The sequence below is a fragment of the Methylocella silvestris BL2 genome, from assembly GCF_000021745.1.
Classification (GTDB): domain Bacteria; phylum Pseudomonadota; class Alphaproteobacteria; order Rhizobiales; family Beijerinckiaceae; genus Methylocapsa; species Methylocapsa silvestris.
Window position 1 is genome coordinate 2,129,315 of sequence record NC_011666.1, and the last position, 24,975, is coordinate 2,154,289.

27 protein-coding genes are annotated in these 24,975 nt (G+C 57.8%); 18 read left to right on the top strand and 9 right to left on the bottom strand.

Features of this window, described 5'->3' with window-relative positions; translation table 11 throughout:
- Position 1: 1 nt before the first annotated feature.
- Positions 2-184 (bottom strand): hypothetical protein, encoded by a 183-nt coding sequence (locus MSIL_RS09990; protein WP_012590968.1) that lies wholly within the window; start codon positions 182-184, stop codon positions 2-4.
- Positions 185-505: 321 nt separating this feature from the next.
- On the opposite strand from MSIL_RS09990, the gene MSIL_RS09995 reads away from it, so the two are divergent.
- Genes MSIL_RS09995 through MSIL_RS10005 form a run of 3 tightly spaced genes read left to right on the top strand, consistent with a single transcriptional unit; the run spans position 506 to position 2,342 of the window.
- The gene (locus MSIL_RS09995; protein ID WP_210160594.1) at positions 506-1,198 is read left to right on the top strand and encodes a GIY-YIG domain-containing protein; all 693 of its coding nucleotides are present in this window, start codon (positions 506-508) and stop codon (positions 1,196-1,198) included.
- Positions 1,195-1,857, top strand: coding sequence for a hypothetical protein (locus MSIL_RS10000; RefSeq protein WP_012590970.1), 663 nt, complete (start codon positions 1,195-1,197; stop codon positions 1,855-1,857). Before MSIL_RS09995 ends, MSIL_RS10000 begins: the two co-directional genes overlap by 4 nt.
- Entirely contained in the window at positions 1,857-2,342 is a 486-nt protein-coding gene (locus tag MSIL_RS10005) for an N-acetyltransferase GCN5 (RefSeq protein ID WP_012590971.1), read from the top strand. The genes MSIL_RS10000 and MSIL_RS10005 overlap by 1 nt, the downstream gene beginning before the upstream one ends.
- A 27-nt stretch (positions 2,343-2,369) precedes the next feature.
- On the opposite strand, the gene MSIL_RS10010 is transcribed toward MSIL_RS10005, so the two are convergent.
- Positions 2,370-2,834 (bottom strand): hypothetical protein, encoded by a 465-nt coding sequence (locus MSIL_RS10010; RefSeq protein WP_012590972.1) that lies wholly within the window; start codon positions 2,832-2,834, stop codon positions 2,370-2,372.
- A gap of 451 nt (positions 2,835-3,285) precedes the next feature.
- On the opposite strand from MSIL_RS10010, the gene MSIL_RS10015 reads away from it, so the two are divergent.
- Positions 3,286-4,185: an ArdC family protein gene (locus tag MSIL_RS10015; protein WP_012590973.1), complete on the top strand. Its 900-nt coding sequence runs from the start codon at positions 3,286-3,288 to the stop codon at positions 4,183-4,185.
- Here MSIL_RS10015 and MSIL_RS10020 read toward each other — a convergent pair.
- A complete protein-coding gene (locus MSIL_RS10020) occupies positions 4,159-4,599 on the bottom strand; it encodes a hypothetical protein (RefSeq protein ID WP_041367862.1) in 441 nt (146 codons plus the stop codon). The genes MSIL_RS10015 and MSIL_RS10020 overlap by 27 nt on opposite strands.
- 581 nt (positions 4,600-5,180) lie before the next feature.
- Between MSIL_RS10020 and MSIL_RS10025 the strand changes: the two genes are divergently transcribed.
- The 5 genes from MSIL_RS10025 to MSIL_RS10040 all read left to right on the top strand — a co-directional run bounded on the left by MSIL_RS10025 (position 5,181) and on the right by MSIL_RS10040 (position 10,989).
- Positions 5,181-5,867, top strand: coding sequence for a hypothetical protein (locus MSIL_RS10025; protein ID WP_012590975.1), 687 nt, complete (start codon positions 5,181-5,183; stop codon positions 5,865-5,867).
- Positions 5,868-5,876: 9 nt separating this feature from the next.
- On the top strand, positions 5,877-9,797 hold the full coding sequence (locus MSIL_RS10030; protein ID WP_012590976.1) for a calcium-binding protein: 3,921 nt from the start codon (positions 5,877-5,879) through the stop codon (positions 9,795-9,797).
- A 392-nt stretch (positions 9,798-10,189) separates the two neighbouring features.
- Entirely contained in the window at positions 10,190-10,429 is a 240-nt protein-coding gene (locus MSIL_RS10035) for a hypothetical protein (protein WP_012590977.1), read from the top strand.
- 30 nt (positions 10,430-10,459) lie between these two features.
- Positions 10,460-10,633, top strand: a complete 174-nt coding sequence (locus tag MSIL_RS21675) for a hypothetical protein (protein WP_012590978.1) — start codon at positions 10,460-10,462, stop codon at positions 10,631-10,633.
- A complete protein-coding gene (locus MSIL_RS10040; RefSeq protein ID WP_012590979.1) occupies positions 10,630-10,989 on the top strand; it encodes a hypothetical protein in 360 nt (119 codons plus the stop codon). Before MSIL_RS21675 ends, MSIL_RS10040 begins: the two co-directional genes overlap by 4 nt.
- Positions 10,990-11,319: 330 nt before the next feature.
- Here MSIL_RS10040 and MSIL_RS10045 read toward each other — a convergent pair whose 3' ends face one another.
- From MSIL_RS10045 to MSIL_RS10060, 4 genes are read right to left on the bottom strand one after another with little or no spacing between them, the layout of a single operon-like run.
- Positions 11,320-11,619, bottom strand: coding sequence for a hypothetical protein (locus MSIL_RS10045; protein WP_012590980.1), 300 nt, complete (start codon positions 11,617-11,619; stop codon positions 11,320-11,322).
- A 34-nt stretch (positions 11,620-11,653) separates the two neighbouring features.
- Positions 11,654-12,247, bottom strand: coding sequence for a hypothetical protein (locus tag MSIL_RS10050; protein WP_012590981.1), 594 nt, complete (start codon positions 12,245-12,247; stop codon positions 11,654-11,656).
- Positions 12,247-13,023, bottom strand: coding sequence for a J domain-containing protein (locus MSIL_RS10055; RefSeq protein WP_012590982.1), 777 nt, complete (start codon positions 13,021-13,023; stop codon positions 12,247-12,249). Before MSIL_RS10055 ends, MSIL_RS10050 begins: the two co-directional genes overlap by 1 nt.
- Positions 13,024-13,032: 9 nt before the next feature.
- On the bottom strand, positions 13,033-14,817 hold the full coding sequence (locus MSIL_RS10060) for a type IV secretory system conjugative DNA transfer family protein (protein ID WP_244406252.1): 1,785 nt from the start codon (positions 14,815-14,817) through the stop codon (positions 13,033-13,035).
- Between the two features lie 14 nt (positions 14,818-14,831).
- Between MSIL_RS10060 and MSIL_RS10065 the strand changes: the two genes are divergently transcribed.
- The 7 genes from MSIL_RS10065 to MSIL_RS10095 all read left to right on the top strand — a co-directional run bounded on the left by MSIL_RS10065 (position 14,832) and on the right by MSIL_RS10095 (position 20,777).
- A complete protein-coding gene (locus tag MSIL_RS10065) occupies positions 14,832-15,650 on the top strand; it encodes a hypothetical protein (protein ID WP_012590984.1) in 819 nt (272 codons plus the stop codon).
- Positions 15,650-15,997 carry an ankyrin repeat domain-containing protein gene (locus MSIL_RS10070; protein ID WP_012590985.1) on the top strand — a complete coding sequence of 116 codons (348 nt, stop codon included), beginning with the start codon at positions 15,650-15,652 and terminating at the stop codon, positions 15,995-15,997. Before MSIL_RS10065 ends, MSIL_RS10070 begins: the two co-directional genes overlap by 1 nt.
- A gap of 322 nt (positions 15,998-16,319) precedes the next feature.
- On the top strand, positions 16,320-16,673 hold the full coding sequence (locus MSIL_RS10075; RefSeq protein WP_012590986.1) for a plasmid mobilization protein: 354 nt from the start codon (positions 16,320-16,322) through the stop codon (positions 16,671-16,673).
- On the top strand, positions 16,670-18,112 hold the full coding sequence (locus tag MSIL_RS10080; RefSeq protein ID WP_012590987.1) for a relaxase/mobilization nuclease domain-containing protein: 1,443 nt from the start codon (positions 16,670-16,672) through the stop codon (positions 18,110-18,112). The genes MSIL_RS10075 and MSIL_RS10080 overlap by 4 nt, the downstream gene beginning before the upstream one ends.
- A 126-nt stretch (positions 18,113-18,238) precedes the next feature.
- Complete coding sequence (locus MSIL_RS10085; RefSeq protein ID WP_012590988.1) at positions 18,239-19,090, top strand: type IV toxin-antitoxin system AbiEi family antitoxin domain-containing protein; 852 nt, start codon at positions 18,239-18,241, stop codon at positions 19,088-19,090.
- Positions 19,077-20,000 carry a nucleotidyl transferase AbiEii/AbiGii toxin family protein gene (locus tag MSIL_RS10090; RefSeq protein WP_012590989.1) on the top strand — a complete coding sequence of 308 codons (924 nt, stop codon included), beginning with the start codon at positions 19,077-19,079 and terminating at the stop codon, positions 19,998-20,000. The genes MSIL_RS10085 and MSIL_RS10090 overlap by 14 nt, the downstream gene beginning before the upstream one ends.
- Before the next feature lie 33 nt (positions 20,001-20,033).
- Complete coding sequence (locus MSIL_RS10095; RefSeq protein WP_041367865.1) at positions 20,034-20,777, top strand: hypothetical protein; 744 nt, start codon at positions 20,034-20,036, stop codon at positions 20,775-20,777.
- A 198-nt stretch (positions 20,778-20,975) separates the two neighbouring features.
- Here MSIL_RS10095 and MSIL_RS10100 read toward each other — a convergent pair whose 3' ends face one another.
- Positions 20,976-21,863 carry an SDR family oxidoreductase gene (locus tag MSIL_RS10100; protein ID WP_012590991.1) on the bottom strand — a complete coding sequence of 296 codons (888 nt, stop codon included), beginning with the start codon at positions 21,861-21,863 and terminating at the stop codon, positions 20,976-20,978.
- 101 nt (positions 21,864-21,964) lie between these two features.
- Between MSIL_RS10100 and MSIL_RS10105 the strand changes: the two genes are divergently transcribed.
- Positions 21,965-22,798: a helix-turn-helix transcriptional regulator gene (locus MSIL_RS10105; RefSeq protein WP_012590992.1), complete on the top strand. Its 834-nt coding sequence runs from the start codon at positions 21,965-21,967 to the stop codon at positions 22,796-22,798.
- Between the two features lie 424 nt (positions 22,799-23,222).
- Here the strand turns inward: MSIL_RS10105 and MSIL_RS10110 are convergent, their stop codons facing one another.
- Positions 23,223-23,843 (bottom strand): TetR/AcrR family transcriptional regulator, encoded by a 621-nt coding sequence (locus tag MSIL_RS10110; protein ID WP_012590993.1) that lies wholly within the window; start codon positions 23,841-23,843, stop codon positions 23,223-23,225.
- Positions 23,844-23,955: 112 nt separating this feature from the next.
- On the opposite strand from MSIL_RS10110, the gene MSIL_RS10115 reads away from it, so the two are divergent.
- A complete protein-coding gene (locus tag MSIL_RS10115) occupies positions 23,956-24,390 on the top strand; it encodes a DUF1330 domain-containing protein (RefSeq protein ID WP_012590994.1) in 435 nt (144 codons plus the stop codon).
- Positions 24,391-24,975 lie beyond the last annotated feature (585 nt).

The window sequence follows — 24,975 nt, forward strand, 5'->3', positions numbered from 1 at the left end:
GTCAGCGCGGCCTGAACTCAGGCCGCGCGAGAGCGATACGAATATTCTGCAGATTGTAATGAGCGGTGCGAAGCTCCGGCGAATTTTCCCTGAGGCGCGGCAGTTCGGCTGCGATCACTTGCAGCAGGATTTGCAGCTCGCTTCTCGTGCATCGCGCCAGTTCGGTTTGGGACATCACTCTCATCTTTTCCTCCATCGGTTCCGGCTGCGGACATCGCGGCCTTGTGCGGAGGGCAGGAGCGCTTCGGCGGGCTATGCACCGGGACGGCTGAAACGTGAGAGGAGGAGTGCTGCTTGCAGCACTTGCATTGACTTGAGGCGAAGCAGCTATCGCTTACGTACAGATAAAGGACGGGATGGCTGAAAGACGGACCGAGGAGGAAACAAAGTGTCACAACCGGATTGGGAAGAGGCGCGAAGCGAGGCAATGAATGAAGTATCTTCGCGAATGAACATGGATCGGACTGCGCGCGTCAGGTTATGATTGCGAATGGAATCGCAACGCTTGAGTGATTTGCAGAAGTTTTATTCGATCATCGCTCGTCTTGAGAAAGGTCTCGGAGGAGCGCGAACGCTTGGAAGCGCTTCGGGCAGGCTCACCTGGCCAAAGCGAGGCGTTTATTTTTTCATGGAGGATGGCGAGGTTCGTTCCGAGTCAGGAAGCGGCCCGCGCATCGTGAGGGTCGGGACGCATGCGCTGAAGACCGCGTCGGGAACAAGACTTTGGACCCGCCTGTCGCAGCATCGCGGACGCCTGGGCAGTGGCGGCGGCAATCATCGCGGTTCGATATTCCGACTCATAGTGGGGACGGCACTCATGGCGCGGCACGGCCATGAGTATCCGACGTGGGGCAGCGGACAGTCGGCAAGTGCCGATATACGGGCTGGCGAGGTGGAGCTGGAGCGCGAAGTAACGCGCTTCATCGGCGCGATGCCGTTTGTCTGGATCGAGGTCGACGACGAGCCCGGTGCAGACAGCATGCGCGGCTACATCGAGCGCAATGCAATTGCGCTTCTCAGCAACTTCGGCAGGACGCCGGTTGATGCGCCATCCGAGGGATGGCTTGGCCATGACTGCAACAGGGAGAGGATCAGGAAGTCAGGTCTGTGGAATTCCAATCACGTCGATGAGGTCTACGACCCGGCGTTTCTCGAATGCCTTGAGCGGCATGTGCTGGCGATGGAGGCGGTCGCTTGATTGTCGTCATTCAGTGCGCTGCAAAAAAGCGTGACGACGCGGGTCATCTCAGGACGAAGGATGGAAGGCGGGTTCTGTTTGTCGCCGATCCTGATAGAGCTCCGCCCAAGGCGGGCTACGTCTACGCACGGCCCGACGACATCGCCGATGACGGCAAGGCGTGGCGTGATATTTTGCAAGGCTACAACAGCCAACCCGGAAACAATCCGCTCGGGCTTCTTCGCGCGTTCGAATTATATGCGAACGATGCTTATCGCCATCTCGCGGACCGGGTCGGCTTGGACAAGATGTTCATTCTCTCGGCTGGCTGGGGACTGATCAACGCGGCCTTTCTCACCCCCTGTTACGACATCACGTTCAGCGCTCAGGCCGAGCCGTACAAGCGCAGGCGAAAGACCGATCACTACCGTGATCTGCGCATGTTGCCGAGGGAGACAAACGAGCCAATCGTGTTCTTCGGCGGCAAGGATTATCTGCCGCTCTTTCGCGAACTGACCGACGGCGCCTGGTCGCCGCGAACCGTGTTCTTCAATTCCGCGACCGTGCCGCAGATACAAGGAGGCTCCGCCGTCCGGTTTCAAACCACGACCCGCACGAACTGGCACTATGAATGTGTGAATGCGTTCTTACGCGGCGAAATCGGAAGCGAGCTATCGTGATGAAGCCAATTGCCGGAGAGCCGGGAAGTTTTTCGGACATCGACCGCACTGCGTTTATCGCACTCGTTAAAGCGGGCGGCGAAGTCAGCGATGTTGTGCTGGCGCGGAACGTCAAGAACGCGAAAGCGCTCGTGCTTCTGCGCGGCAAAGAAGGCATCAAGGGTGTGGCCGCTCTCAAAAAGCCGCTTGCAAGCTATCGCAGGCGCATCAGCGGGAAGTCGGAATTCCATGTCGATGCTTCGAGCTTCCCTTACGAGCTCGGCTACATTTACATCGTCCCCGAGGCACGGGGGCAGCATCTGTCAGGTCCACTCGTCAATGCGGCGATAGACGCGGCGGCGGGCGCTGGAATTTTTGCAACGGCGCGGGTCGATAACGCCCGCATGCATGCCTCGCTCGTGAAGGCCGGTTTCGAGGCCCAGGGCAAGCCGTACGGCGGACGAGGCGGCAAACGCCAAATCCAAATCTTCATCAGACCTGGATAAACCCGCGCCCGCTGAAATGTTCTCCCGTCAGTGCAATGTCGTGCCCACTTCATCGTCCTGTTCCAGCAGTGGCTGGCCGAAGCGCAGCACTGACAGAACCTCCTCCCAGAACAGCTTCCAGTCAGTTCCCTCTGCCGCGGCGATGTAAAGCGACGCTATCGCTTCCGAGATGAGCACGTTGCCGGTCTCCCTCGCTATGAGGTTCGCAGTTGTCTCCGCGTCGCGGCAATCAGTCTCGAAGGCCTCATACTGGCGTATGATCGCCACTGCACATTCACGCGCCTGCCATAGAGGGATGCGGCAGACCTCGTGCATGAAGCGCAGCAGCAGTGCGGCCTTATCCCAGCCGCACGCTCCCTTGGGGATGTACTCGCACGCATAATCCTTACGGTCGGCGAGAGCCTGCTTGCGCTCCGCCCGTGATGCGTTTTTGAGGTCGCCGGTCAATGCTCCATAGCGCCTGAAGGCTTTCATGTGGATGGTCATGTCCATGGGGCGCTCCTTTCTTGCGAGAAGCACTACGCGAAGCGATTTCTGAATTCCTGGTCAGAAGCTGGTCAGAGATTGGCATGGCGCGTACGCCCCTGCCGTACCGGGCTCTATTCGCTCACCTTGCGGCGCGCTCACCGAACCCGCGCAGATCCCGCTACGCAGGAAGCGCGGTTTCGGCCATTCGGTGACGATCCCTCGCGCGAAGTTTTACCGGCAGCCCTTGGCTGACTTTCCTCGCAGGTAAAAGGGGTCAGGGATGGCGCTGCCCTCCCTCCCTTTGGCACGCCTTCTTTGGACAGGCAGCGCCGCGTCCGGCGCGGGGCAAGAGAAGAGCCCCGCTCCGTCCGGCAACCCGGCCTGCCACGAACTCATACCGACCCAACCCTCCCGCTCTCGGCGAGTGCCAACCGGTTGCATGGCAACCCGGCTTTTTGAGTGAGGAGGAAGGAAGATGAGAAGCGACGTTTATCAGCGTGTCACGGATCAGATTATTGCAGAGCTTGAGAAGGGCGTGAGGCCTTGGCTGAAGCCTTGGAATGCGGAGCAAGCGGCAGGAAGGATCACCCGTCCGCTGCGCGGTAATCTCATTCCCTATCAGGGCATAAACGTCATCATGCTCTGGGCGGAAGCGATGGAAAAGGGCTTTGCGGCACCGATCTGGATGACCTTCAAGCAGGCTCTGGAACTGGACGCTCATGTCCGCAAGGGCGAAAAGGGAAGCCTTGTCGTGTTTGCTTCAAGCATGACGCGCACCGAGACCGTCGAAGCGACCGGCGAAGAGGAGGAGCGCAACATTCCCTTCATGAAGGGCTACACCGTGTTCAACGTCGAGCAGGTGGACGGACTTCCTGCGCACTACTACGCGACAGCGGAGGCGCGCCTTGATCCAGTGAAGTGCAATGCGGCAGCGGAAACGTTCTTCGCAAACACCGCCGCCCAAATCCGGCATGGCGGCAACATGGCCTATTACAGCACGGGACCCGATCACGTGCAGATGCCGCCTTTTGAAACCTTCCGCGATGCAGAGAGCTATTACGCGACGCTCGCACACGAGGTGACGCACTGGACGAAGCATCCGAAGCGGCTCGACCGTGACTTCGGGCGCAAGCGGTTCGGCGATGAAGGCTATGCGATGGAGGAGCTGGTCGCGGAGCTTGGCGCGGCTTTCCTGTCTGCCGATCTCGATCTCACCCCGGAGGTTCGCCCCGATCATGCTTCCTATATCGAGAATTGGCTGAAGGTGCTGAAGGAGGACCGGCGCGCCATCTTTGCGGCAGCTTCGCACGCACAGCGCGCGGCGGACTTTCTGAACGGGTTTCAGAAGTCAGACATACAGGCGCATGCCGCCTGACATGCAGCGCCAGAATTGGCTATTCTTGATCGTGCAGATCAGCGGGAGGTACAGGCCATGACTGAAGATGAGGAACTGGAGGCAGAGCGTCTTTCGAAGCTCGCCGAGCTTCGAAAGCAGGATCGGGAACGCGGCGAAAAGCAGCCGCTGGAATTTCGGTACGGGCCGGAGAGCTTCGGCTGTCACGAAGCTCTTCATGTCACGAATTTGATCCTCGATCTTATCGAGCGAGAGCTGACGAACCACGGCGCAATCGTTCAGAATGCCGAGTGGTACGCCAATGTTCGCAGGGCGCAGGATGAGCTTGCCGCGCTGTATCAGAAGATTGGCGCGGCGCAGATGGCGGGGGCGGATCAGCGGCATTGAGGCGCGCGTGAGCGTCAGACGAAGTCTTTTACAGAACAGCATCACCATCTGATTGGCGTTTTCGAAAACAATTAGCGCGTGTACTAAAGCTGTCTGATCGTATATATTTACGACGCTAAACTTTAGTCCATAACGATTTTACTTATGAGCTTTTATTGGGAACGATTTTCAGGGCGATAACATTTACGCTGATACTTCTGTCATTTTATCCAACGAATAGGGCCGTTGCAGCGGCCCAAGACAGCCAGATCAGTCAACCACAGCCATCGAAATTTTGGTCGGAGGGCGACAAAGCGCCCAACGAGGTGAAAGGGGCGGAGGTTTCGAGAGATCAGCTGATTTCGGACTTCATGCGAACCGCCTTCAGCAATTCTTTATGGCTTGAGAACAGCGGCACTCCTTCCGCGGCACTGGCTCCGTTCAAAGGCTATGTTGCCGGTCTGAAAAAGGCACCCTCGGACAAACATTCCTGGCTTCAAGACTTTATCAGTCGCAGAGACGGCATTCCTCCTCACGACCGTATCGCGAAATGGACGCATCCGGTCTCTGTTGGAATCGGATGGCCTTCGTAAGGGTCTTCCACGACGCCTCCTACGTCACCCGAGCTGGTAGCATTCGCGGCGGAAACCGTGAAGGACACACTCTCAGAGATCGGGGGGGCTGTATCGGAGTCAGTCACCTTTGTACCGCCAGGCGATCCGAGGGAAGTGACGAAGGATTACGCCAAAATCAGGATCGTTTTCCTTCCTGAAACCGGACTGCACAATCATTTCAAGTTTCGAGACTACCAAACCGGGATGGCGTCTGAAGACTGGTATACCCAGCTTAGCCAAGCGTACGTAGCCGCAATTCCTTTCACACCGACATCACCCACGCAAGTCGACGGCTTCCTGCTTTCCAACGCTGACAATAGCTTGGGCCTCGCGGTATGCAGGATTGTCGCGGGCCTTCCGCGCAAGGTCCAAAAAGCTTTGATCAACGAATGTCTCGTCAGGGCAATGGGATTGACGGAGTTGTTGCCCGACAAGCCGCAAAGCACCCTAGGTCCTTGGAACCGTCCCTACGACGCGACCGAAATGACTCCGCTTGCCGATGGCGACAAATCGTTCTGGAGCCTCGGCACACAAGCCGAAAAGGAAAAATATTTCAGGGAACTGCCAATCGTCCAGGCTGCTCGCGCCCCTGACGTTACGGATTACGACAAAAGGTTGCTCTCAATCTTATACTGCCCAGACATCAAGCCTGGAATGGATAAGTACCAAGCTATTATTGCGTTACTGAGAAACAATACGTGTTTTAAAAAATCAAATTTTTAGGAGACAGCAATGTCTGGAATTACTTTTATTGTCGAAGGCGCCACTGGATTAGACGAGCAAGACGTAAAGAACTCTTTCGAAAACCTTCGCAACGCCTCTGGTGATTTTGATCAAGATATTCTCTACATTGCCTCTAAAACACGCGTTCTCATCATTATCGCGAACGATACCGTTAGCGGAACATCAGCCACGTATCCTGTCACTTCGGGCGACACGGCGTACTATGGCACCTATGACTACGTGATCCGAATTCCGAAGCAGGGCTTCGATGGCGATACATACAATCACGTTGGAACAGACAAGTGGTCATTGGAACGCTTATACGCCCATGAAGTAGCGCACGTCATGCAAGCCATAGGTGACAACGCACCATCGACGCAAGCGGAGCGGGAAGAACAAGCGACGAAATATTCAAATCATATTATGAGCACAGCTCATCCCGAGGAGAGCCCGCAGACCCATTACTATAATACGGAGGGCGATACCGGCAGCGGCCTCAATCAAAACTCGGGAAGCGGGGACTCTCCGCACATTCTGGACGACAGCAGCCCACTAAGTGAGAATTTGCCAGGGGCTCCCCTGCCAAGTCAGCTAGCTGCGATTCAACCGGCATTTGGAGATGCAATTAACGCCTCCAGTCCCCTTGTAATCGACCTTTCCTCGGGTCACTCCGGCGTGACTCTGACCACGTGGAGCGCTAGTACTACCGAGACGTATTTTGATCTGGACGACAATGGCTTTGCCGTTCAGACCGCTTGGGTTAGCGGCGATACCGGGCTTCTGGCGCGCGACTTAAACGAAAACGGAATTATTGACTCCTCGGCAGAACTGTTCGGGTCTCCGACCGTTGATGGCTTCGCGAAATTGGCGATGCTCGATTCAAACCATGACCTCCGCATTGATAGCAATGATGACGCTTGGGACTCCCTGGTTGTCTGGAATGATGACGGAGACGCGGTCACGCAGAGCGGCGAACTTCATTCGCTCGCATCACTCAACATCGCAAACATCGATCTTGCCGGAGTCGCTTCCTCAACGAGTACGATCTCCGGAAACTCGATCAGCCACGTTAGTAAGATCACCTTCACGAGCGGTGCAACGGCAGCGATCGACGACGCCTGGTTCGTACATGACAATACGAACTCCTTCTATACAGGCGAGTACACCCTTGATGTCGACACACTATTTCTTCCGAGAGTGCGCGGTTACGGTACCTTGCCTGATCTGACTATAGCGATGAGCCTGGATTCCGATCTTAAGGACTTGGTCTTGGGTTTCGCAGGTACCGATCTGTCCGAATTCGCAGATGCCAAAACTGCAATTACGGACATCCTCTATAAATGGGCTGGCGTGGAAGGCGTCGATCCCGACAGCAGAGGCATTTGGGTTGATGCCCAGCATCTAGCTTTCCTTGAACAGTTCATCGGAAGTGACTTCCTTCAAATCACAACCCACTCTGCAGACCCGCAGCCATGGGCTGGGGCACTGATCGAGGACGCCTATCAGGCGGCCTTCGCGATGTTGTCGGCGGACATATTGGTCCAGACGGGTTTTGGTCAGCTGTTTGACACCGCCATTACGTACAACCCTTCGTCTGGCACTCGTACCGGTGACACTGATCTATCTGAGGACGCAATCGATGATCTCGTCAGCATCGCTCCTTCGTCTGGACCTGAGAATGAGGCGTTCTGGGTGTCGGTCGCGTGGGCGCTGGATGTTACGAAGGGCATTTCGAATCTGAGTTACGACGAGACGACATGGCTCTCCGACGCAATCACGGCGTCCAATGCATTGTCGGACTGGGCAACGGTCTTACACAGCTACGACCCGTCCGCCGGCACCGCCTCGCAAAACGGCACAAATGGAGCTGAAACCCTTTATGGAGACGTGACCGCGGATACCATCCATGGCTTCAACGGCGCTGACACCATCTACGGAGACTACGGCAACGACATCCTCTACGGCGACGACGGCAACGATGTCATCTATGGGGATGAAGGCGCTGATGTGCTTTATGGAGGAGCCGGTAACGATCATCTTTATGGAGGCGACGGCAACGATACGATCCATGGCGAGTACGGTAACGACACCCTGGACGGCGGAGCTGGCGGGAACTTCCTGAGCGCTCTAACGGGCGATGACACCTTCGTTTATGGAGGAGGTCACGATGTGATTAGCGATACCGGCGGTTCGGATCAGTTGCTTCTGCCATCAGGGATCGTCTTAGGCGACCTGACTTTCCAGAGAGTTTCGACGGAAGGCAGCCTTTCGTATTTCGACGACCTCCTCATCAACATTGATGGTGCCGGTACAATCGAGATCAAGGCACATTTCCAAAGTTCCTCGTTCCGTATTGAGACGCTGGTGTTCTCCGACACCAGCACGCTGGATTTAACGACCCTTGCAAATCCAGATGTGTACCTAACGGCGGGAAATGACACGTTTACCAGCGGCGCGACTGGCGCCTTCGCTATCTACGGAGGCGATGGTGATGACTATATGTCCGATTATCAAAATGCTGCTCACACCTTCGACGGTGGCAACGGCAATGATGCGATGTACGGAGGAGCTGGCAACGATACTTACATCGCGAGCACCGGCTTCGATACAATCAGCGAAAATGCAGGGACAGACACAATCGTCGTCCCAGCCGCATTCACGATTGATGACGTGACCTTCTACCGAATCCTAAATGGAAGCGGCCCAACCGATAACCTTGGCATCTCGATCAATGGCCTCGGCGAAATCGCCGTGATCGCGCAATTTTCGAGTGCGCTGGTTGAGTACATGCACTTTGACAACGATAACAGCACAATATCACTGTCAGGCCTCTCCATCACAACGGTTGGAACGGCAGGGAATGATAACCTGAGTCCTCCTAGCACTCATGCGGGAGCCAACGATATTCTAGACGGGAGAGAGGGCGACGATTACGTCAATGGAGGCAGTGGCGACGACACGTACATATTCTCTGCGGGCCACGACACAATCACTGAGAGCAGCGGGGATGACACGATCCTTGTCCGAAGTAGCTATGCGCCGGGTGACATCTCCATTTCATTTGTCCCGTATTACTACGACACCACTGGGATGCGCTTAGAAGATACGGACGGAAACTCGATTACCGTTTACAGGCAAGGATACAGCTCGGGATACGTCGTTGAGCACGTCGCTTTTGCCGACACGACCGTCTGGAATCTGAGCTCGATGGAAATCGAAACCCACGGCACGAGCAGTGCCGACTATCTCTACGGCCATGATGTCGGCGACGCGAGCAGTGCCGATACGATCTACGGCTATGCGGGAAATGACACCATCGACGCGGGTGATGGCAACGATCTGGTCTATGCAGGCGATGGCGCTGACTACGTCTACGCGAGCAACGGGAACGATACAGTGTATGGCGGCAACGATGCCGATGAGTTGCACGGCAAGTTCCATAGCGTGCTGTATGGCGAGGCTGGCAACGATGATCTATACGCAAACCCGTATTCGAACGAAGCTGCTGGCACTCTCGTGACGCTGTTTGGCGGCGATGGAGCCGATACCCTTCATGGCGGCAACTACGGCGAAACTGTCATGCATGGTGGGAACGGCGTTGATACCATGATCAGTGCCTATGGCACGGACACCTTCGCGTTTGATGCAGCGAGCGCTTTCAATGCGGTGGACGTTATCCAGCAGTTCAACACGTCTGAACACGACAAAATCGACATATCGGACGTTCTTGACGGTCACTATGATCCGCTTACGGACGCGATCACCGATTTCGTTCAGATCACGACCAGCGGCAGCAACTCAGAGCTATTTGTCGATACGACTGGCAGCGCAACCTTCGGATCATCCCAGCATATTGCCACCATTCAATATATTACCGGACTGACTGACGAGGCGGCGCTCGTGACAGCCGGAACGCTCATAGCCGCGTAGCGTTGACCGGCGAATTTGGAACAGGGGATCGTGCTGTAATAGGCGCGATCTTTTGTCTATTGGCGCTGGCAAGTGGCGCTCAACAACAAGCCTCGTCTTCCCGCTGGCGGTAGCCGTAAATGCGGGAGTGGTCGCGCGATCCTTCACTGCTTGTACGGCTGTCGTGCCAAGCTCCTTTGCCTTCTGGATGCTCTCGACTCTGACGCCATTCCTGACAGGGCGCGCTTACGTTTCAATGCCATGCCCTCCGGGTTCTAATACGGTGTCCCCACCTTCCGTGCTTCGCGTGTGCAGGCGGGAGATGCCCCTCCATTTCAAAAGCTTTGATCCGTGCGCTTTGCCGCCCTGTCTCAGGTGTGGCGTGTCGAAAACATCTAGCAAAGGAGCACATCATGGCACGCAGCAACAACTACAAGGCAGGCAGCAAGGCCCGCGAAACTAAAGCCCCGGCATTCATCGCCTGGCACGTCGCGGAAAAGACCGACAGCAAGTCCTTCTGGACGCGCATCGGCGCAGCCTGGGATCACGAAGACGGCAAGGGTCTCACCTTGCAGCTCGATCTGGTTCCGGTCTCCGGCGGACGCATCGTCCTCCGCACTCCTTCCGAGGCAACCGAGGAGAGGGGCGCGTAAGCGCCTCTCTTCCCCTCAGGAGGAAACAGCATGAAGCGCTATGTCGTAAAATTCGTGGAGATTCGTAAGTACGAGATGCTTGTCCATGCCTTCGATCAGGAAAGCGCTATCCAGCGCGCGATCCGCGGACCGGAATTCCCGATGTGGATCGACACCGAGCTCAATAACTTCGAGGCGGAAGAGATCGACGGAGGCGCAGAATGAGCGAGGAAACAGCCCCTCGAAAGCTCACTGAGGAAGACCGTATTCGCGGATTTCAGCGGGCGACCTGTGGCATGGCCGGGGCCAGCGAGAGGTGGAAGGAACGCGCCGCCAAAGGCATGACGGATGCCGAGCTTGCTGATGCACTCGCATTCGAGATTGGCATCATGGGCGGCAGCGGCGGCCCTGACATGCTATCGCTTTGGTATCAAGCGGCAGGTCTGAAAATCTGGATCAGCTGGGAAATCCAGAACACCCACATAGCCAAGCCTACCTTCGCGGGCAAGTCGACCATCGCGATGGCGCGCATGGTGTACGGGGTCAAAGACCCTGCGGACGTTCAACTCGCGCTTCTTTAGCAGCGGGCGCTACCGGTAATTCGGCAGCGCCCTTTTCTCTATCTGGCCCAGCCGGTTCCCACGCAAGCGAAGCATGTTTTCCAAACGGTCTTTCTGATCTGTCGGCGACCGCCGCAGGTTGGGCACATAAGCTTCTGGCTAAATGTGCACGCTGCGCATGGCACCAGTTCCTCTGAAAGAACCTTGCCGCTGGCGCAGCCATAGGCTGGGCAGCATTTCGTACGTTTTGCGCTGAACATTTCGATCTCCATCGGCGAGAAGTTCTCCGTCCGATGTAGCCCTGGATGGTCGCGGGGTGTTGGTCACAAGCTGGCCAATCATGACAACGGCCTATTTGATCCCCAAGTCGTCAGCAGCGGAGCGGTAGGAGAAGATGGTAAGTTCGTTCGACTGGTTGATCCGGACGGGCTCGCCATTCTCGTTGACGAGCGTCAGGTAAATGGTCGCAAACTTTGCGCGGTAGTCTGTCTCGTATTGCTTCAGTTCACGAGCGGCTTCCAGCAGCGCCTCGCGCAGCTCAGGGATCGTCATCGGGACGTTGTCCTGCCCGCGCAATTTGATCTTGAGCGCGACGTTTTCGTCCTTCGGAGCGGCGGCCTTGCGGCCACCGCGGTTGGTACGTAATCCCATATCTCCAGTATGGCAGACATCTCTCGGCAGGTTACTAGCGTATGCGTGTCAGCAGGCGCGGAGCCTTGCTCCCCGGCAGAGTTGGCCGCGCAGTCATGGCAAGCGCCTTTGGCTTTGCCCCGCCTTTCGCCGCCTCAGCCGCGTCGATAGCGTGCATCGTGGAGAGTGGTCCTTCCGCGCCGCAGCCAGGCTCGCACTTGTAGAGCCGACGGCCTCCAACCTCGCGCAGAGGCCGCCAGCGGCAGTTGATCTGGCCGCAGCCGCAACGGACGAAGTCGCCGTTGCCGCAGCAAGGGCATCGCCACCCGGCAAACGAGAATGCCTCGATGTCGAAGTTGCGTAGCGCCGAGGCGCTCGCCGTCATCGAAGCGGATGGCGAGGCCGACGAGGTCCGCTTTTCAATGGCCGTAACTTTGAACGTTTCGGCAGCGCTCGCCCTGCCGAACTCGACATCGAAATGCTCTGCCGTCTTTGCGCAGACAAAGCCGATCCGGCAGGATTCGAGTTTACCAGTCGCTCTGCGGAATTCGGCCATCTTGCGCTCGAATTCCGCACGCGAGGCAATCGCCTTCGCTGGAGCTTTCGCAGGCATGGAATGGGCCTTCGTGGTGGTGAGCCAGTTTTTCATCACTTCCATCCTTTCCGGGACTTGATGGTTTCGCGCGCTTCGTTGATCTGCGAGGCGAATACGTTCGGCCCGTGGAGGTCGGGATGAAGCGCCTTCATCAGTTCATGGAAGCGGGTCTTGAGCTCGGCCTGCGTGAACGCGCCGTCCTCGGATAGTCCGATAGTGCGGCATGCAGCCGCGAATTTATCTACAGGTGTAGGCTCCGGAGTCCCCGCCTTGTCGTCCGCTGCATCTGTGTTTTCGGTCGCATCGGTCTCGGAGTCGGTGCCACCTTCGAACTGCCGAAGAAAGTCGTCAAAGCTCACGTACTCGTCGCGAACCTCATCATAGAGACGGCGAAGCTCGGCACGTTGCCTTCTGCGCTCAAGCGCCGGAGCGAGATATTGGGCGTGAGCCCAGCTTGCCGCGAAACGGAAAGGGGCGAGCGGAAGCTTGAGTGCTGACACCAGAAAAGGAATGCCGTGGCTGATCGCCATGGTGAGCAGCCATTCCGTTTGTGCGACAGCAAAGTGTGCTGTCCTTTCCACCGCCGAAAATGCGAGAGTGATGAGGCGCGCGGCGATCAGGACGACCGCCGTAAACACGCCGTACGCGATTGCGACGAAGAGAAGGAACGCGAGCACGCGGACCATCATGTTCTCTGGAACCGGAACACGAACGTCGAGCCATGTGAGAACTTCGCCCGCAGCGCCGAGACTCACAAAAGCGCCCACGAACACGACCCACCAGCCGCCCGCTTCATTCCCCGTCTCTGAGCCAATTCTGATACCTGCCACTTCTTCCTCCTATTGGCCGTAGCCAAGATTGAATGCAATCCGGGAGCAGCCTGGCTGCCCCTCGTAATCGCGCATCGGATATTCAAGCGCGCCGTGCGTTGTCAGGTACGTGCAGCCGCCGTATTGGGAGTGCACCCAAGGCACCAGCGAGATACCGAGGCCTGAAGCGTTGGCGAGCCAGAAACACAGGACCGCCATCACCACAGGAGAAGGTCCCGCGATCCATGCGCAGAAGCGCAGGCCGAGGCCTTGCAGGGTCCGGAATGGCGAGCGCGTATCGAGAGCAGGTGTTCCCGACTGATAGGGATTTCGGTTGAAGTGCCCCCGCAGCGCAGGCCGCTGCCAATACTCGGTTTTGCGGAGCAGGATCGGCTTCAGATTGTCGACGAAGACAATCTGCATTTTGCTCTCGATGTGCATGACCTCTTCGACCGTCGCGAGACGGCGCTGTGTTTGCGAGATCGACTCGCCGCCAGGCGAGCGGGTTACGACTTCGATCGTTCCGTCGCCGCAGAGCTCTGAAATGTACTGCGCGGTTTCGAGATCGCCCGCGCCGATGAACTGCCTAAGCCCTGCGTTTGAGATGAAGGTCTGCCAGTTCTGGCCATAGAGCTGCTTCAGCTGCCCGAGGTTCTGAATGACCGGCCAGAGCCAGACGCGATATTTGCGCAGTGTCGCAAGACCGCCAGCGATGCGATCCATGCGCTTCAGCGCAGGAAACTCATCCATCACGAACAGGACGCGGCCTTTAGAGAGCGGTGCCTTCTGCATCGTCCAGAGTGCGCAGCCGACAATCAGCCGCGCATACGCCGCGTGGGTTTCGAGATATTCGAGCGGCATCACGACCGAGACGACACAGCCGTTCAGCGCCGTGCCGTTCCTGAAGCCTTTCAGCTCAGAAAGCTCGACGGTCGATGTCGCGAGCGCGCGCTGCATCACAGGGTCTTCGATGAAGTTCGTGTCCTGCTTCATCGTCGAAAGGATCGCCGAGAATTCCTCGGTCGCCTGCGTTTCACGCCGCTCAAGCGCGACCGCTTCGCGGGCGATGATGCCGCCAGCAGCCTCATTGGCCTGCATGTCTTTCAGAAGCCGTTCCCAGTTTTCGGAGTCGGCGGAGATGTATTTGCGTAGGGTAAGAAGCGTCTGCCGCTCAGCTGGCTCCGTCGTGATGATGTGCATGAGGAAAGCGCGGATGCCGCTTCGCGCCTCTTCCTTGAAATAAGCCGACGAGCCGTTCTCGTTTCCCGTGCGGGTTACGATCATGTCGGCGATGAGCTCGGCGTCGCTCGAAAACGTCTCGCTCGCAGGATCGAGAATGCTGAGTGGGTTGATGCTGTGCGAAGGCAGCGACCAAGGAGCAGCCGTCAGCATTCCCCATGGATTGAGGCAGTGAAACGCGTAGCCTTTTTCACTCCACGCACGGGAGGCGATGGCGGTGTTCTCACCGCCTGGATCGATCAGGAATATCCAAGGATGCTGGAGAAGATTTGGGACGATGGCGGACGTGCCCTTGCCGGAGCCGGTTGGGGCGACGGTCAGGATATGGCCGGAGCCGCGGTAATAGACCGGGAGAAGACCCGTCCAGTCGCCGAGCAGCAGGCCGTCCTTGTGGAACATTCCCTTCTTGCTCGCGACCCAAGGAGCGAGCCAATCGGCGGAGCCGAAGGTGGTTGGGCGTTCTTTCGTCCGCCAGCCCCAAATCGCCGCGCCGAAGACACCGGCTGCGATATATGCAAGAGTGCTCGTATCCATAGGCCGGACCATGACTGCAAGCACCGCGAACGTCTTGGCCAAGGATTGGTCAGATAATGAGTGAAGCAACGACGGGTATAAAGAGGCGCGCACCGAGGAAGACCCAGTTCGACATAGCTGAACGGGAGCGGCTTCGCTCGGCGCTACTTGGGTACTCGCAGAAACACGGCATCGGCGTTCCCACCCTTCAGGTACGGATCGCGGATGCGACGGACAGATCGCCCGATCTCCTGCCGCTCAAGACCCTGCAGCGATTCCTGACCGGCATCGGCAGGACGAACGATGCCTTCCTGATCCCATGCTTTCAATTTGCGAAGTCGCTGCCCACGCAGAGCGAGACCGCGGACATCGCGAGAGAGCTTGGGAGTTTTTTCGGTCTCGCGGGATTGCAGACCAATGCGGACCAGAGCGGGACATCGATGGTTGCGGCGGAACAATTCGCCGGTCGCTATGCCGTGACGACGAGGCCGCCGAGGCCTAAGAAAGTGCGTGTCTTCGACATCGATGATGATGGCACGCTAAGCCTTTCCTACTCGCATTGTGAGTTTGAAAGCACTGGCCCAGGCAGTCAGCTGAAAGTACGCGAGCAAGTTTTCAATCCAGCGATGGTGGCTGCGACCGCACCCGCGGGAGACGCGGTTGTGCGGCACTACTTCGAAGGCGTGGTGCTGGTGTTCGACCCTCTCGTGTTCATTGTATCGAGGAACGTCCTGACGCGTCTGCCGAAGGCGTATTGGCTTCGTGAATTTGGAAACGGCCTATTGATGGGATGCGGGATGGAGGCGTCGTTCCTGAATGATATGGATGAGCCGAGGCCATATTCTGACCCCGTGGATTTTGCATTTGAACGGGTGCCACACGAGGAGCGATCCTGATGGCAAAACCGGTACGCAAACCAAAGGCCGGAGACAGCGCCGGGACGGCGCGGCTCAATTCGGATTTGTTGCAGGCGAGCTACCTTGGCGATCTCGCAGGCGTGCAGCAGGCAATCGGTGACGGCGCAGATGTCGATTGCGTTCATGAGCAGACAGGATTGAGCGCGCTGCATATCGCCGTAGGCACCAATAATTTTTTTCTGACACGTTATCTCATCGATGCAGGAGCCCGTATCGGACCCGACCGGACTGGAAGATGGCCAACGATCATCGCCGCGGAATGCAGAGTAGATGAGAAACTCGCGGACTACATCGTTGAGGTGGAAGCAAAACTACTGGATCGTTAAGTGGCCAGAATTTGACCAGCGTATAAAACTCTGATAATTTCATGAACTTATTGCAGATCGCGTGCGTTCACATTGATGGATGCCTTCTTCATGCGATTGTAGTTCTCTCCAGGTAAGCTCAAAAGAAAGTCGTTAGTGCGGATTACAAGATGTGCGCGGAGAGTCCGCGCCGATCTTGGCAGGGGGCTTCTTGAAGCCAGCCCCCGTTGCATCCCCCGCATAATCGGCAGTTCCCAGGCATCGAGCCCGTGTCTGCCGAATGCAGCGTTTCGCCGCTGCACAACGACCAATGAAGCGCGTCATTGGATGCGCGGGAGCGGGCATGTCGCGGAGCGGCTCGGATACCAGACAGCGTCAGTTGACGCTCTCTGCACGATTCAATGCCTCGGAGGCCGACGCGATCCGGCTTATGGCCGATCACGCCGGCACGAGCGTAGCTTCGCTGATACGCTCGGCGACATTGAACGTTCCTCTCACCCGCGCGACGCGCCGCCCGACGGTGAACCATCAGGCGGCTGCCCGTATTCTCGGCGAACTCGGTCGGATCGCGGACACGTTGCGTGCGGCATCCGCCGCAGGCCGTATCGATCCGAACGAGCCTCACGTCGCTGCCGCCTTCCGTGATCTCGCCGAAATGCGCACGGTCTGCTTTCTGGCCATGGAGCGCGAGCCATGATCCTGAAAGGCAACCAGCGCGCAGGCGGTGCTGATCTCGCGACCCACCTCATGAATGAGCACGACAACGATCTTGTCGAGGTGGCCGAGATCAGGGGTACGGTGGCGCAGGATTTGCACGGAGCGTTCGGAGAGCACGAGGCTATTGCCGCGGGGACGCGATGCAAAAAGCCTCTCTATAGTCTCTCCATCAATCCGTCCGAGCCGATCTCCCGCGACCAGTACCAGACCGCCATAGACCGCATCGAGCAGCGCCTCGGGCTCTCGGGCCAGGCTCGTGCGGTGGTGTTTCATGTCAAGCACGGGCGCGAGCATTGCCACGTCGTATGGTCACGGGTCGACTCCGTGAATATGCGGGCTGTGCATATTTCCCACGACCGTATGAAGCTGCGCACGCTGTCCCAGGAGCTTGCACATGAGTTCGGCCTGTCCTTGCCAGATGGCCTTGCGCAGGGACGCGATACGGATCGCGAGCGCAAGAAGGATATGAGCCTTGGCGAGAAGGCTCAGGCCGAAGCTACGGGGATCACTCCCCGCGAGCGCAGCGCCGAGATCACGGATGCATTCCGCCGCTCCGACAGTGCGGAGGCGTTCCGGGCCGCGCTGAAAGAGAAAGGCTATATCCTCGCACGGGGCGACAAACGCGGGTTTGTCGTCGTCGATAGGTTCGGCAAGGTTCACAGCCTTGCCCGCCAGATCGACGGGGTGCGGACGCGCGAGCTGAATGACAAGCTCGCGCCGCTAGCGCAGGAGCAGCTTCCATCGGTCGATCAGGCGACCGACGCCATGCGAGCCCGCGGAGCGGAGGCGAAAGAGCGCGTCGATGCGCGCGTCTCCCGCCGCATGGCGGAGCTATCCGGGAAGCTGGATACCCGGCAGGCGACACGGCGGGGGAAGCTCGATTGCCGCAAGCAGGAAATGGACATCGTTCACGGTAGCGAACGCATGTCCCTTCATGCCGCGCACAAGTCGGAAGCGGGCAAGCCGTTCGCTCGTGTGGCCGGTGCCATATTCGCGCTGTTCGAAAGGGTTCCAGGCTTGCGGTCCGTCATCGCGCCTCTGCGGCGCAACCCAAATATCAATCCTGCCGAGCGCCACCGCATCGAGCGGGAGGCACTCGACCGCCGTCATCAGCGCGAGCACTTCATGCTGGGACGGCGCTACAAGGCTCTGGACCGGCTGGACCTGAAAGAGCGTCGCTCGCTTGAAATCACGGTCCGTCGCCAGATTCAGGAGACTGAAGGACTGCGGGCCGATGCCGCGCAGCTCCGTCAGGATCAGATCGAGGTCAACAAAATCGATATTACTGTCGACGCTTCCCTTGCCAAAGCCGAAGGAAAGCGCGGGTGGAAGGCTCGGCAGGCGAAGCTGGACGACGGCAAAGGGCAGAAGCAAAATCGCCCGCGCGGTTATCGGCAGTCCCGTGATGATCTAAGCTAAGACGCTGATCTCAATGTAAAATTTTGCGCGCGGTTTATAAGTCGTTTATTTTGCTAAGTTTGGCTACGTGAAAGCTGGCCTCTTCAAACCTTGATTATGGTTTGAGATTATGCTATTTTACTAAGTATGACTGAGCAAAAGCACAGCAAGCTAAACCAGTTAGAACGAACCCTCCCTGAAGGGCTTCTCGTTGACTCAGGCTGGATGGAGCGCAACGGTTACTCAACCAGCCTGCGCAGCCAATATGTTTCCGCAGGCTGGCTGACCCAGCCAGCACGCGGCACCTACAAGCGGCCACTCGGCGATTTAACGTGGCAGAAGGTTGTCGTCTCTTTACAAACGCTGCTCGAACAATCGTTGGTCGTAGGTGGGCGCACCGCGCTCGAACTGCACGGGTTCTCGCATTATTTATCTGCCAGCGGCCCGTCTACTGTACATCTTTACGGGCGCGATCCCCCGCCGAATTGGCTCGCCAAGCTGCCCTTGAAAGAGCGATTTCGGTTTCACCGATCTCAGACACTCTTTAAGTCGGACCCCGTCACGAAGGGGCTTACGAATTTTGCTTGGGATGTACCTGCGAACGCAGGGACGATGGCCGATGGATTGAAGGCGGGAGAGCTGAGGCAAGTCTGGGGACAGTCGGATTGGCCGCTCACACTCTCTACTCCCGAGCGCGCGCTTCTTGAACTGCTGGATGAACTGCCCACGCACGAAAGCTTTCATCAAGTTGATATGCTCGTCGAAGGCCTGCGCATCCTGAGTCCAAAGCGGCTCCAGAAGCTACTCATCGATTGCCGCAGCGTGAAGGTCAAGCGACTCTTCTTCTGGTTCGCCGAGCGTCATCAGCATACTTGGCTAAAACAAATGGACCCCGCTGCCGTCGATCTAGGAAGTGGGAAGCGTATGCTCGTCAAAGGCGGCAAGTTTGATCCAAAATACCTCATAACAATCCCAGAGGACCTCGGTGCCCCTGTCTGAACGCTATCAGCGCCAAGTCGCTTTACTGGTCGAAGTCATTCCGTTCGTTGCAGCGGAAAAAGATTTCGCCCTGAAAGGCGGTACTGCGATCAACCTCTTCGTTCGAGATATGCCTCGTCTGTCGGTGGATATTGACCTGACCTACCTGCCGGTAGCTCCGAGGCCTGAGTCCTTAGCTGCGATTGATGCGGGGATGAAGCGCATGGCCGACGCAATCCGAGCGGGTTTGCGGGGAGCACGTGTAACCCAGGTGTTGAACGCCCGCGAGCAGATCGTAACCAAGCTCACGGTCCAGAGGCCGGATGCGCAGATCAAGATCGAGGTGACGCCCGTTCTACGCGGCTGCGTTTTCGAACCCACGATGCGTTCGGTTTCCGATAGCGTTGAGGAGCAGTTTGGCTTTGCGCAAACGCAGGTCGTGTCGTTTGCCGACTTGTACGCCGGTAAGATTATGGCCGCTCTCGACCGGCAGCATCCGCGTGACCTGTTTGATGTCCGCGACCTGCTGGCAAATGAAGGCATCGACGACAATCTTCGAAGCGCATTCATCGTCTATCTTATCAGTCACGACAGGCCGATCTCAGAAGTCCTCATCCCGCGACAGAAAGACATTGCGCAAGAATTTGCACAAGGCTTCGAGGGAATGACAACTAAGCCTGTGGCGCTGGACGAGTTACTCGCGGCGCGAGAGGCACTCATAGCTACAATGGCAGGCGGAATGCCAAAAGCTCACAAAGAGTTTCTCCTGGCCTTCAAACGCGGTGAGCCCGACTGGAATTTGCTGAGCATTCCAGGCGCGTCAGAATTGCCCGCCGTTAAATGGAAGCAATTCAATCTCGACAAACTCTCGGCAGACGCTCGTGCCCGGCTAGTTGCACAGCTCGCCGAAACATTGGCCGCGAAAGAATAGCCAATGATGATCGGATCATGGGTGCGGTGGTAGATGTTTACACGTGAATTCCTTCAAGCGGTAAGCGACTGGCAGCGTGGCGGCGATGCGCGCCAGACAAAGAAAAGAGGCGAGCGCTTGAAAGAGCTTGCCGAAGGCATTGATAGCCGTTTTCGAAGCTGCGGCCTCATCACCTATCGGCAAGTTGCACTGGACAAGGGCGGCGTCTGGAAACTCATTGCGGAGCGAAGTCTGCCTGAAAAAATCTCCGCCTGGACGCTCGCGCCATCCATAGCAAAGACGTTCAAGGGCGGCGTTCCCCCTGAAGGCTGGCAGGGCACGATCTTTGAGATCATGCCGGAGCCGGAAGCTGTAATTCTCAATCTTCACGCCCTCTATCAGTCCCCTGATTTTTGCGGGGCGCTAGAACGTGAAAGCAGCGCAATTGACGGGTTCTGGGATGGGGCCGGTCGATACCGCAACACGCAGGCCGAAGTCGTCCTCGGCATCGACAATCTTGACCGCGCCAGTGTCTACGCTCTCGGCGGCTACTCCAGTGACCGTGACACGCTCATCCGCATGATGTTCGATCAGGAGCCGACACAGGAGTTGATCGCGTGGTTCGAAACCCAGCAGAAAAAAGCGGGCTTCGAACTAGGTGCGTTCTGGCTGGACGGCGAACCTCTGCAACGCGTCCTTGCGCGGATGGAGCCTCACATCGCCCGGCTGAAGCCTATAAAGGCGGCACAGGACGAAGCAAAAAAGGCCGTTGCATCTGGGGCCGATGAAAATTCATAGCGCAATTATAATGACATACGAGTTCTCAGTTTCATCCTGTCGGGCGCGCCAATAAAGTCCTGATTTAGGGCAGCCCCAAAAAAAATCGAGTGATCCTTCGCTCACCACCGGCACGGGCCATCTATGGAGGGTGTTTGGGGCGAGGAATGTGCCTCTCGCCCGCCGGCGGGACCGAGCAAAAGAACGCCTTCGCTGTGGCTACGAATAGCGCATCGCGTCGAGGTCGGCGATCAGCTTTGGGCCGGTCGGACACCAGCCGAGCTTCGCCTGCGTTTGCGCGCTGGAGGCAGGCATGTCCATACCGACGAACATACCCAACCATCCGAAATGCTCGGCGGCTTTTTCTGGCGAAACGCTGACTGCCGGAAGTTTCAGGCCGCGAGCGAGCGCTTCCGCAATCGCGCGAGCTTCGACGCCTTCTTCACCCACCGCATGGTAACGCGCACCGACTTCCTTCTTCTCGATTGCAAGGAGGTAAAGGCGCGCGACATCGCTCAAATGACCCGCAGGCCAACGGTTGCGTCCTTGACCCACATACGCCGATACGCCTTTTTCCCGCGCGATCGCGACGAGCGGCGAGATCAGTCCTTGCTTGACTGTGTTGTGAACCTGCGGCAGCCGCATGACCGAAACATTGACGCCCGCATCCAGCAGTTCGTTCCCAGCCAGTTCCGAAGCGATGCGCGGATTGGGATGGCTGGCGTCAAAGACATCCTCGGTCGCCAGTTGACCGTGCGTACCGCCGCCCATACCGGTGCCGGAGGTGATGAGCAGGGGCCGGTCAGAACCCTTCAGCGCGGAGCCAAGCGCACCGATGACGCGGCGATCCTTTTCGCAATTCTCCACGAATTTCGAGAAATCGTGATCGAACGCGGCATGAATCACGGCATCGGCTTTTGCCGCGCCGCTGCGGATACTGTCCAAATCCTCCAGCGTAGCGCGGTGAACCTCGGCGCCCGCCGCCGCGAGCGACTTGGCGCCGTCGTCGGACCTGGTCATGCCGATCACCTGGTGGCCCGCCTTGATGAGCTCCGGCAAGACTGCAGAACCGATGAAGCCTGTGGCTCCAGTCAGGAAGATACGCATGCTCATTCTCCTTTTTGAATTCTATTTCCTCCGGTATGGGTCAATATGATATCCTGTTAAAGTAGTGATATTATCCTATTATAATTACTAATAGGCTCGCCATGCCCTCAGGGACCGCCAATACCCTCGCCGCCTTCTTGAAGGATCGCCGCACCCGGCTCGATCCCGCCGCATTCGGATTCTCGGGGCGCAGGCGAACTCCAGGCTTGCGGCGGGAAGAGGTCGCGCAACGCTCCAATATCAGTTCGACCTGGTACACGTGGCTGGAGCAAGGACGTGGCGGCGCGCCTTCCGCAGATGTGCTGAATCGTATTGCGACCGGCCTCATGTTGACCGAGATCGAGCGCGAACATCTTTTTATTCTGGCGTTGGGACGACCTCCGGAGATGCGTTACAAGCCCACGCTGGGCGTGACGCCGCGTCTCCAGCGTTTGCTGGACTGCTTCGATGCATGCCCAGCCTTTATCAAAACCGCGACATGGGATGTCGTCGCTTGGAACCGCGCCGCTACGATCGTGCTGACGGACTACGGCAAGCTACCCGTGCACCAGCGCAACATCCTGCGTCTCGTCTTTTGCAATCCCGCCATGCGCGCCAAGCAGCACGACTGGGAAGGCATGGCGCGATTTTTAGTCGGCGCGTTTCGGGTTGACGCCGCTCGCGCTGGCGCGGTCGCGGAAGTGACAGAGCTTGTGGACGAGCTTTGTCTAAAGAGCCCAGAATTTGCAAAATTCTGGAAAGAAAACGACGTCTACGCTCCCAGCGATGGCGTCAAACAACTGCAGCATCCGGAACTCGGCGCATTTGCAATGGAGTATTCTGCCTTCGCCGTCGATGGACGGCCCGATCTCGGGCTGCTGGTCTACAATCCACTGGATGATCAGGTCAAAGATCGCATTCGCGTGCTTGTTAAGCGATTGACCAAACGCGCTTAGTTCCTATTGGAAAGCGAGTTATTCTGCGGAGCCAGCGGAAATCTGCTTCATAGATGGCGCTTCCGCCGCGATAACTGATCAGGTAAACGCGGTTGCGTGGCTGAATTCAGTCTTGGTTTTCGCCGTCAGTGCAATCGACCACAAAAAAATGGCGCAAACAATCACATAAGAGCGCCCGGTTTCATCCTGTCGGGCACGTCAATAAAACCGGTGGTTTAGGGCAACCCCTAAAAAATTGACTGATCTCCACTCACTACCAGCACGGGCCATCGTCCGCCACATCTCGTGGGGCGGCGGCGCATCGGAGCGAAAGGGACTGGGCTTCCCGGAGAATATTTTCTGGTCCGTTTCATGAGGTCACCAACAACCGAGCCCTGCCTTGTCGGAGGCCTTTTCGCGCACGTCTCTCCGCCGCGACGCCCGTCTATGCGTGTCCGGGGTTTGGCGCCGGCTCCGACGCCGGAGGGATCAGCAGTGTGGACAGCATCACACGCTTGAACCGGTCGATGGCCTTGGAACTACGTTCGACCTTCATCCTCAGCATGGCTCCATGCCAGGACGAGAGCAGCACATCTGCTAGTTCATCCGGGTCAAGATCAGCCCGCACGCTCCCCGCCGCTTGCGCCGCCCGGATACCGGCGGAGAAATGCTGGGTCAGACTGGCGAAGATTTGCTCAAGCCGGCCACGGATGAGATCGCTGTGTTCGGCCGCCTCCAGGCTCATGTTGCTGATCATGCATCCGTGTCGCCAGCCCGCGCCTGCCAGGGCGTCGGTGATGACGTCGAAATAAGCCGTCAAACGGTCCATGGCGGTCCGGGTGTCGTCACCCAGGGTCGCCGCGATGATGGCTTCGGTGCGCTCGAAATAGCGGTCGAGTACGGCGACGGCGAACGCCTCCTTCGATCCGAAATGGTTGATGAAGGAGCCCTGAGGCGCGTTCGCCTCGGCGCATATTTCACGTACGCCGACCCCGAAGAAGCCGCGCTGGTGCAGCGTCATGACGCCGGATTCGATGAAGCGTTCTCGAAGAGAGTGCCTGCCCATTTATCTATATACGTACGAACGTATTTCTTTGACAAGCCCTATCGCTTAGAGTTTATTCGAGCACTCGATGGGACGGCGCGTCGCCCACAGACGAACGAGGAGAGCGGATTTCATGACAAGCCTTGATGTGACGCGTGACGGACTCGAAGCGGCCCGTTCGGCTCTTGCAGGCAAAGGGGCGGTCCAGATGGTGAACCTGCTCCGCTACCGCGCCATCGCTGACTATGGCGCTGGAGGCGAATATTCGCCCTGCTCTGGCCAGGAGGCGTATTTTCAGCGCTACCTGCCCGCCTTCGCCAAAGTCGCGTCGGCCGTCGTTCCGGGAGAGACCTTTTCGGTCTGGTGGGTCGGCGGTGTCCTTGCGACGCTGGTCCCGCCTACGGGCGAGACCTGGCACGCCATCGCCCTTGTGGAATATCCCAGCTTTGAGGTGCTGAGGCGAATTATCGATAGCCCCGAATATAAATCCGACGCCGCCCCGCACCGACGCGCCGCCCTTGAGGACTGGCGCTTCATTGCTGCCCAAAAGATGAACCTTCCCGGATGATCGCCTGTCCGGCATGGTCCGACAAATGATCATGCGCCGGGAGGCAGCCCGAGCTTGGGCCTGCCTGGAAGGCGTAGTTGGCTCAGTTCGGCGCTCTGTCCTGGGGCGATGCGTCGCTCCCGATATAAGAGGCGATCATCGGCGCCTGCTGGCGCCGGCACAGCGGCTGGCCGCCAGGGCCGAATGAACAGCTGGCGCCAGCACATCCGCCCTAACGAAAGCGCAACGCCGGGTAGATTGAGCGCTTTCGAAAACATAAGAATATTAAAGGCGCAGCTTAAAGACTTAAGAACTCAGTCGTTTTATCACTCTGATCCATTGATCGCGATCTGGCGTCAGGAGTTCAGCGATGAAAGCTCTGCAAGAATGCTCTCGTGCCCGCTCGGTTTGTTTTGAATCGCATGAGACAGGCGGCGGCATCGAAGGAAGGCCGATATTTGACGGCGCCAATCGGATCGGAAGTCTCAAACGTCTTCTTATCGATACGGAAACGGGCGGCCCGATCGTCGCGGACGTCGTGCTGCGGAGCTGTTCCGGCTTGGAGGCGCGTTCTCTAAAGATTGCCTGGAAACAGCTTTCCTATGA

Coding starts and splice junctions, on each gene's coding strand:
- MSIL_RS10085 (WP_012590988.1), top strand. CDS start 18,239: ATGACTGAGCAAAAGCACAGCAAGCTAAACCAGTTAGAACGAACCCTC.
- MSIL_RS10005 (WP_012590971.1), top strand. CDS start 1,857: ATGAAGCCAATTGCCGGAGAGCCGGGAAGTTTTTCGGACATCGACCGC.
- MSIL_RS10110 (WP_012590993.1), bottom strand. CDS start 23,843: ATGGGCAGGCACTCTCTTCGAGAACGCTTCATCGAATCCGGCGTCATG.
- MSIL_RS21675 (WP_012590978.1), top strand. CDS start 10,460: ATGAAGCGCTATGTCGTAAAATTCGTGGAGATTCGTAAGTACGAGATG.
- MSIL_RS09990 (WP_012590968.1), bottom strand. CDS start 184: ATGAGAGTGATGTCCCAAACCGAACTGGCGCGATGCACGAGAAGCGAG.
- MSIL_RS10100 (WP_012590991.1), bottom strand. CDS start 21,863: ATGCGTATCTTCCTGACTGGAGCCACAGGCTTCATCGGTTCTGCAGTC.
- MSIL_RS10065 (WP_012590984.1), top strand. CDS start 14,832: ATGAGTGAAGCAACGACGGGTATAAAGAGGCGCGCACCGAGGAAGACC.
- MSIL_RS10075 (WP_012590986.1), top strand. CDS start 16,320: ATGTCGCGGAGCGGCTCGGATACCAGACAGCGTCAGTTGACGCTCTCT.
- MSIL_RS10040 (WP_012590979.1), top strand. CDS start 10,630: ATGAGCGAGGAAACAGCCCCTCGAAAGCTCACTGAGGAAGACCGTATT.
- MSIL_RS10010 (WP_012590972.1), bottom strand. CDS start 2,834: ATGGACATGACCATCCACATGAAAGCCTTCAGGCGCTATGGAGCATTG.
- MSIL_RS10030 (WP_012590976.1), top strand. CDS start 5,877: ATGTCTGGAATTACTTTTATTGTCGAAGGCGCCACTGGATTAGACGAG.
- MSIL_RS10050 (WP_012590981.1), bottom strand. CDS start 12,247: ATGAAAAACTGGCTCACCACCACGAAGGCCCATTCCATGCCTGCGAAA.
- MSIL_RS10015 (WP_012590973.1), top strand. CDS start 3,286: ATGAGAAGCGACGTTTATCAGCGTGTCACGGATCAGATTATTGCAGAG.
- MSIL_RS10045 (WP_012590980.1), bottom strand. CDS start 11,619: ATGGGATTACGTACCAACCGCGGTGGCCGCAAGGCCGCCGCTCCGAAG.
- MSIL_RS10080 (WP_012590987.1), top strand. CDS start 16,670: ATGATCCTGAAAGGCAACCAGCGCGCAGGCGGTGCTGATCTCGCGACC.
- MSIL_RS10020 (WP_041367862.1), bottom strand. CDS start 4,599: ATGGTGATGCTGTTCTGTAAAAGACTTCGTCTGACGCTCACGCGCGCC.
- MSIL_RS10095 (WP_041367865.1), top strand. CDS start 20,034: ATGTTTACACGTGAATTCCTTCAAGCGGTAAGCGACTGGCAGCGTGGC.
- MSIL_RS10115 (WP_012590994.1), top strand. CDS start 23,956: ATGACAAGCCTTGATGTGACGCGTGACGGACTCGAAGCGGCCCGTTCG.
- MSIL_RS10105 (WP_012590992.1), top strand. CDS start 21,965: ATGCCCTCAGGGACCGCCAATACCCTCGCCGCCTTCTTGAAGGATCGC.
- MSIL_RS10035 (WP_012590977.1), top strand. CDS start 10,190: ATGGCACGCAGCAACAACTACAAGGCAGGCAGCAAGGCCCGCGAAACT.
- MSIL_RS10070 (WP_012590985.1), top strand. CDS start 15,650: ATGGCAAAACCGGTACGCAAACCAAAGGCCGGAGACAGCGCCGGGACG.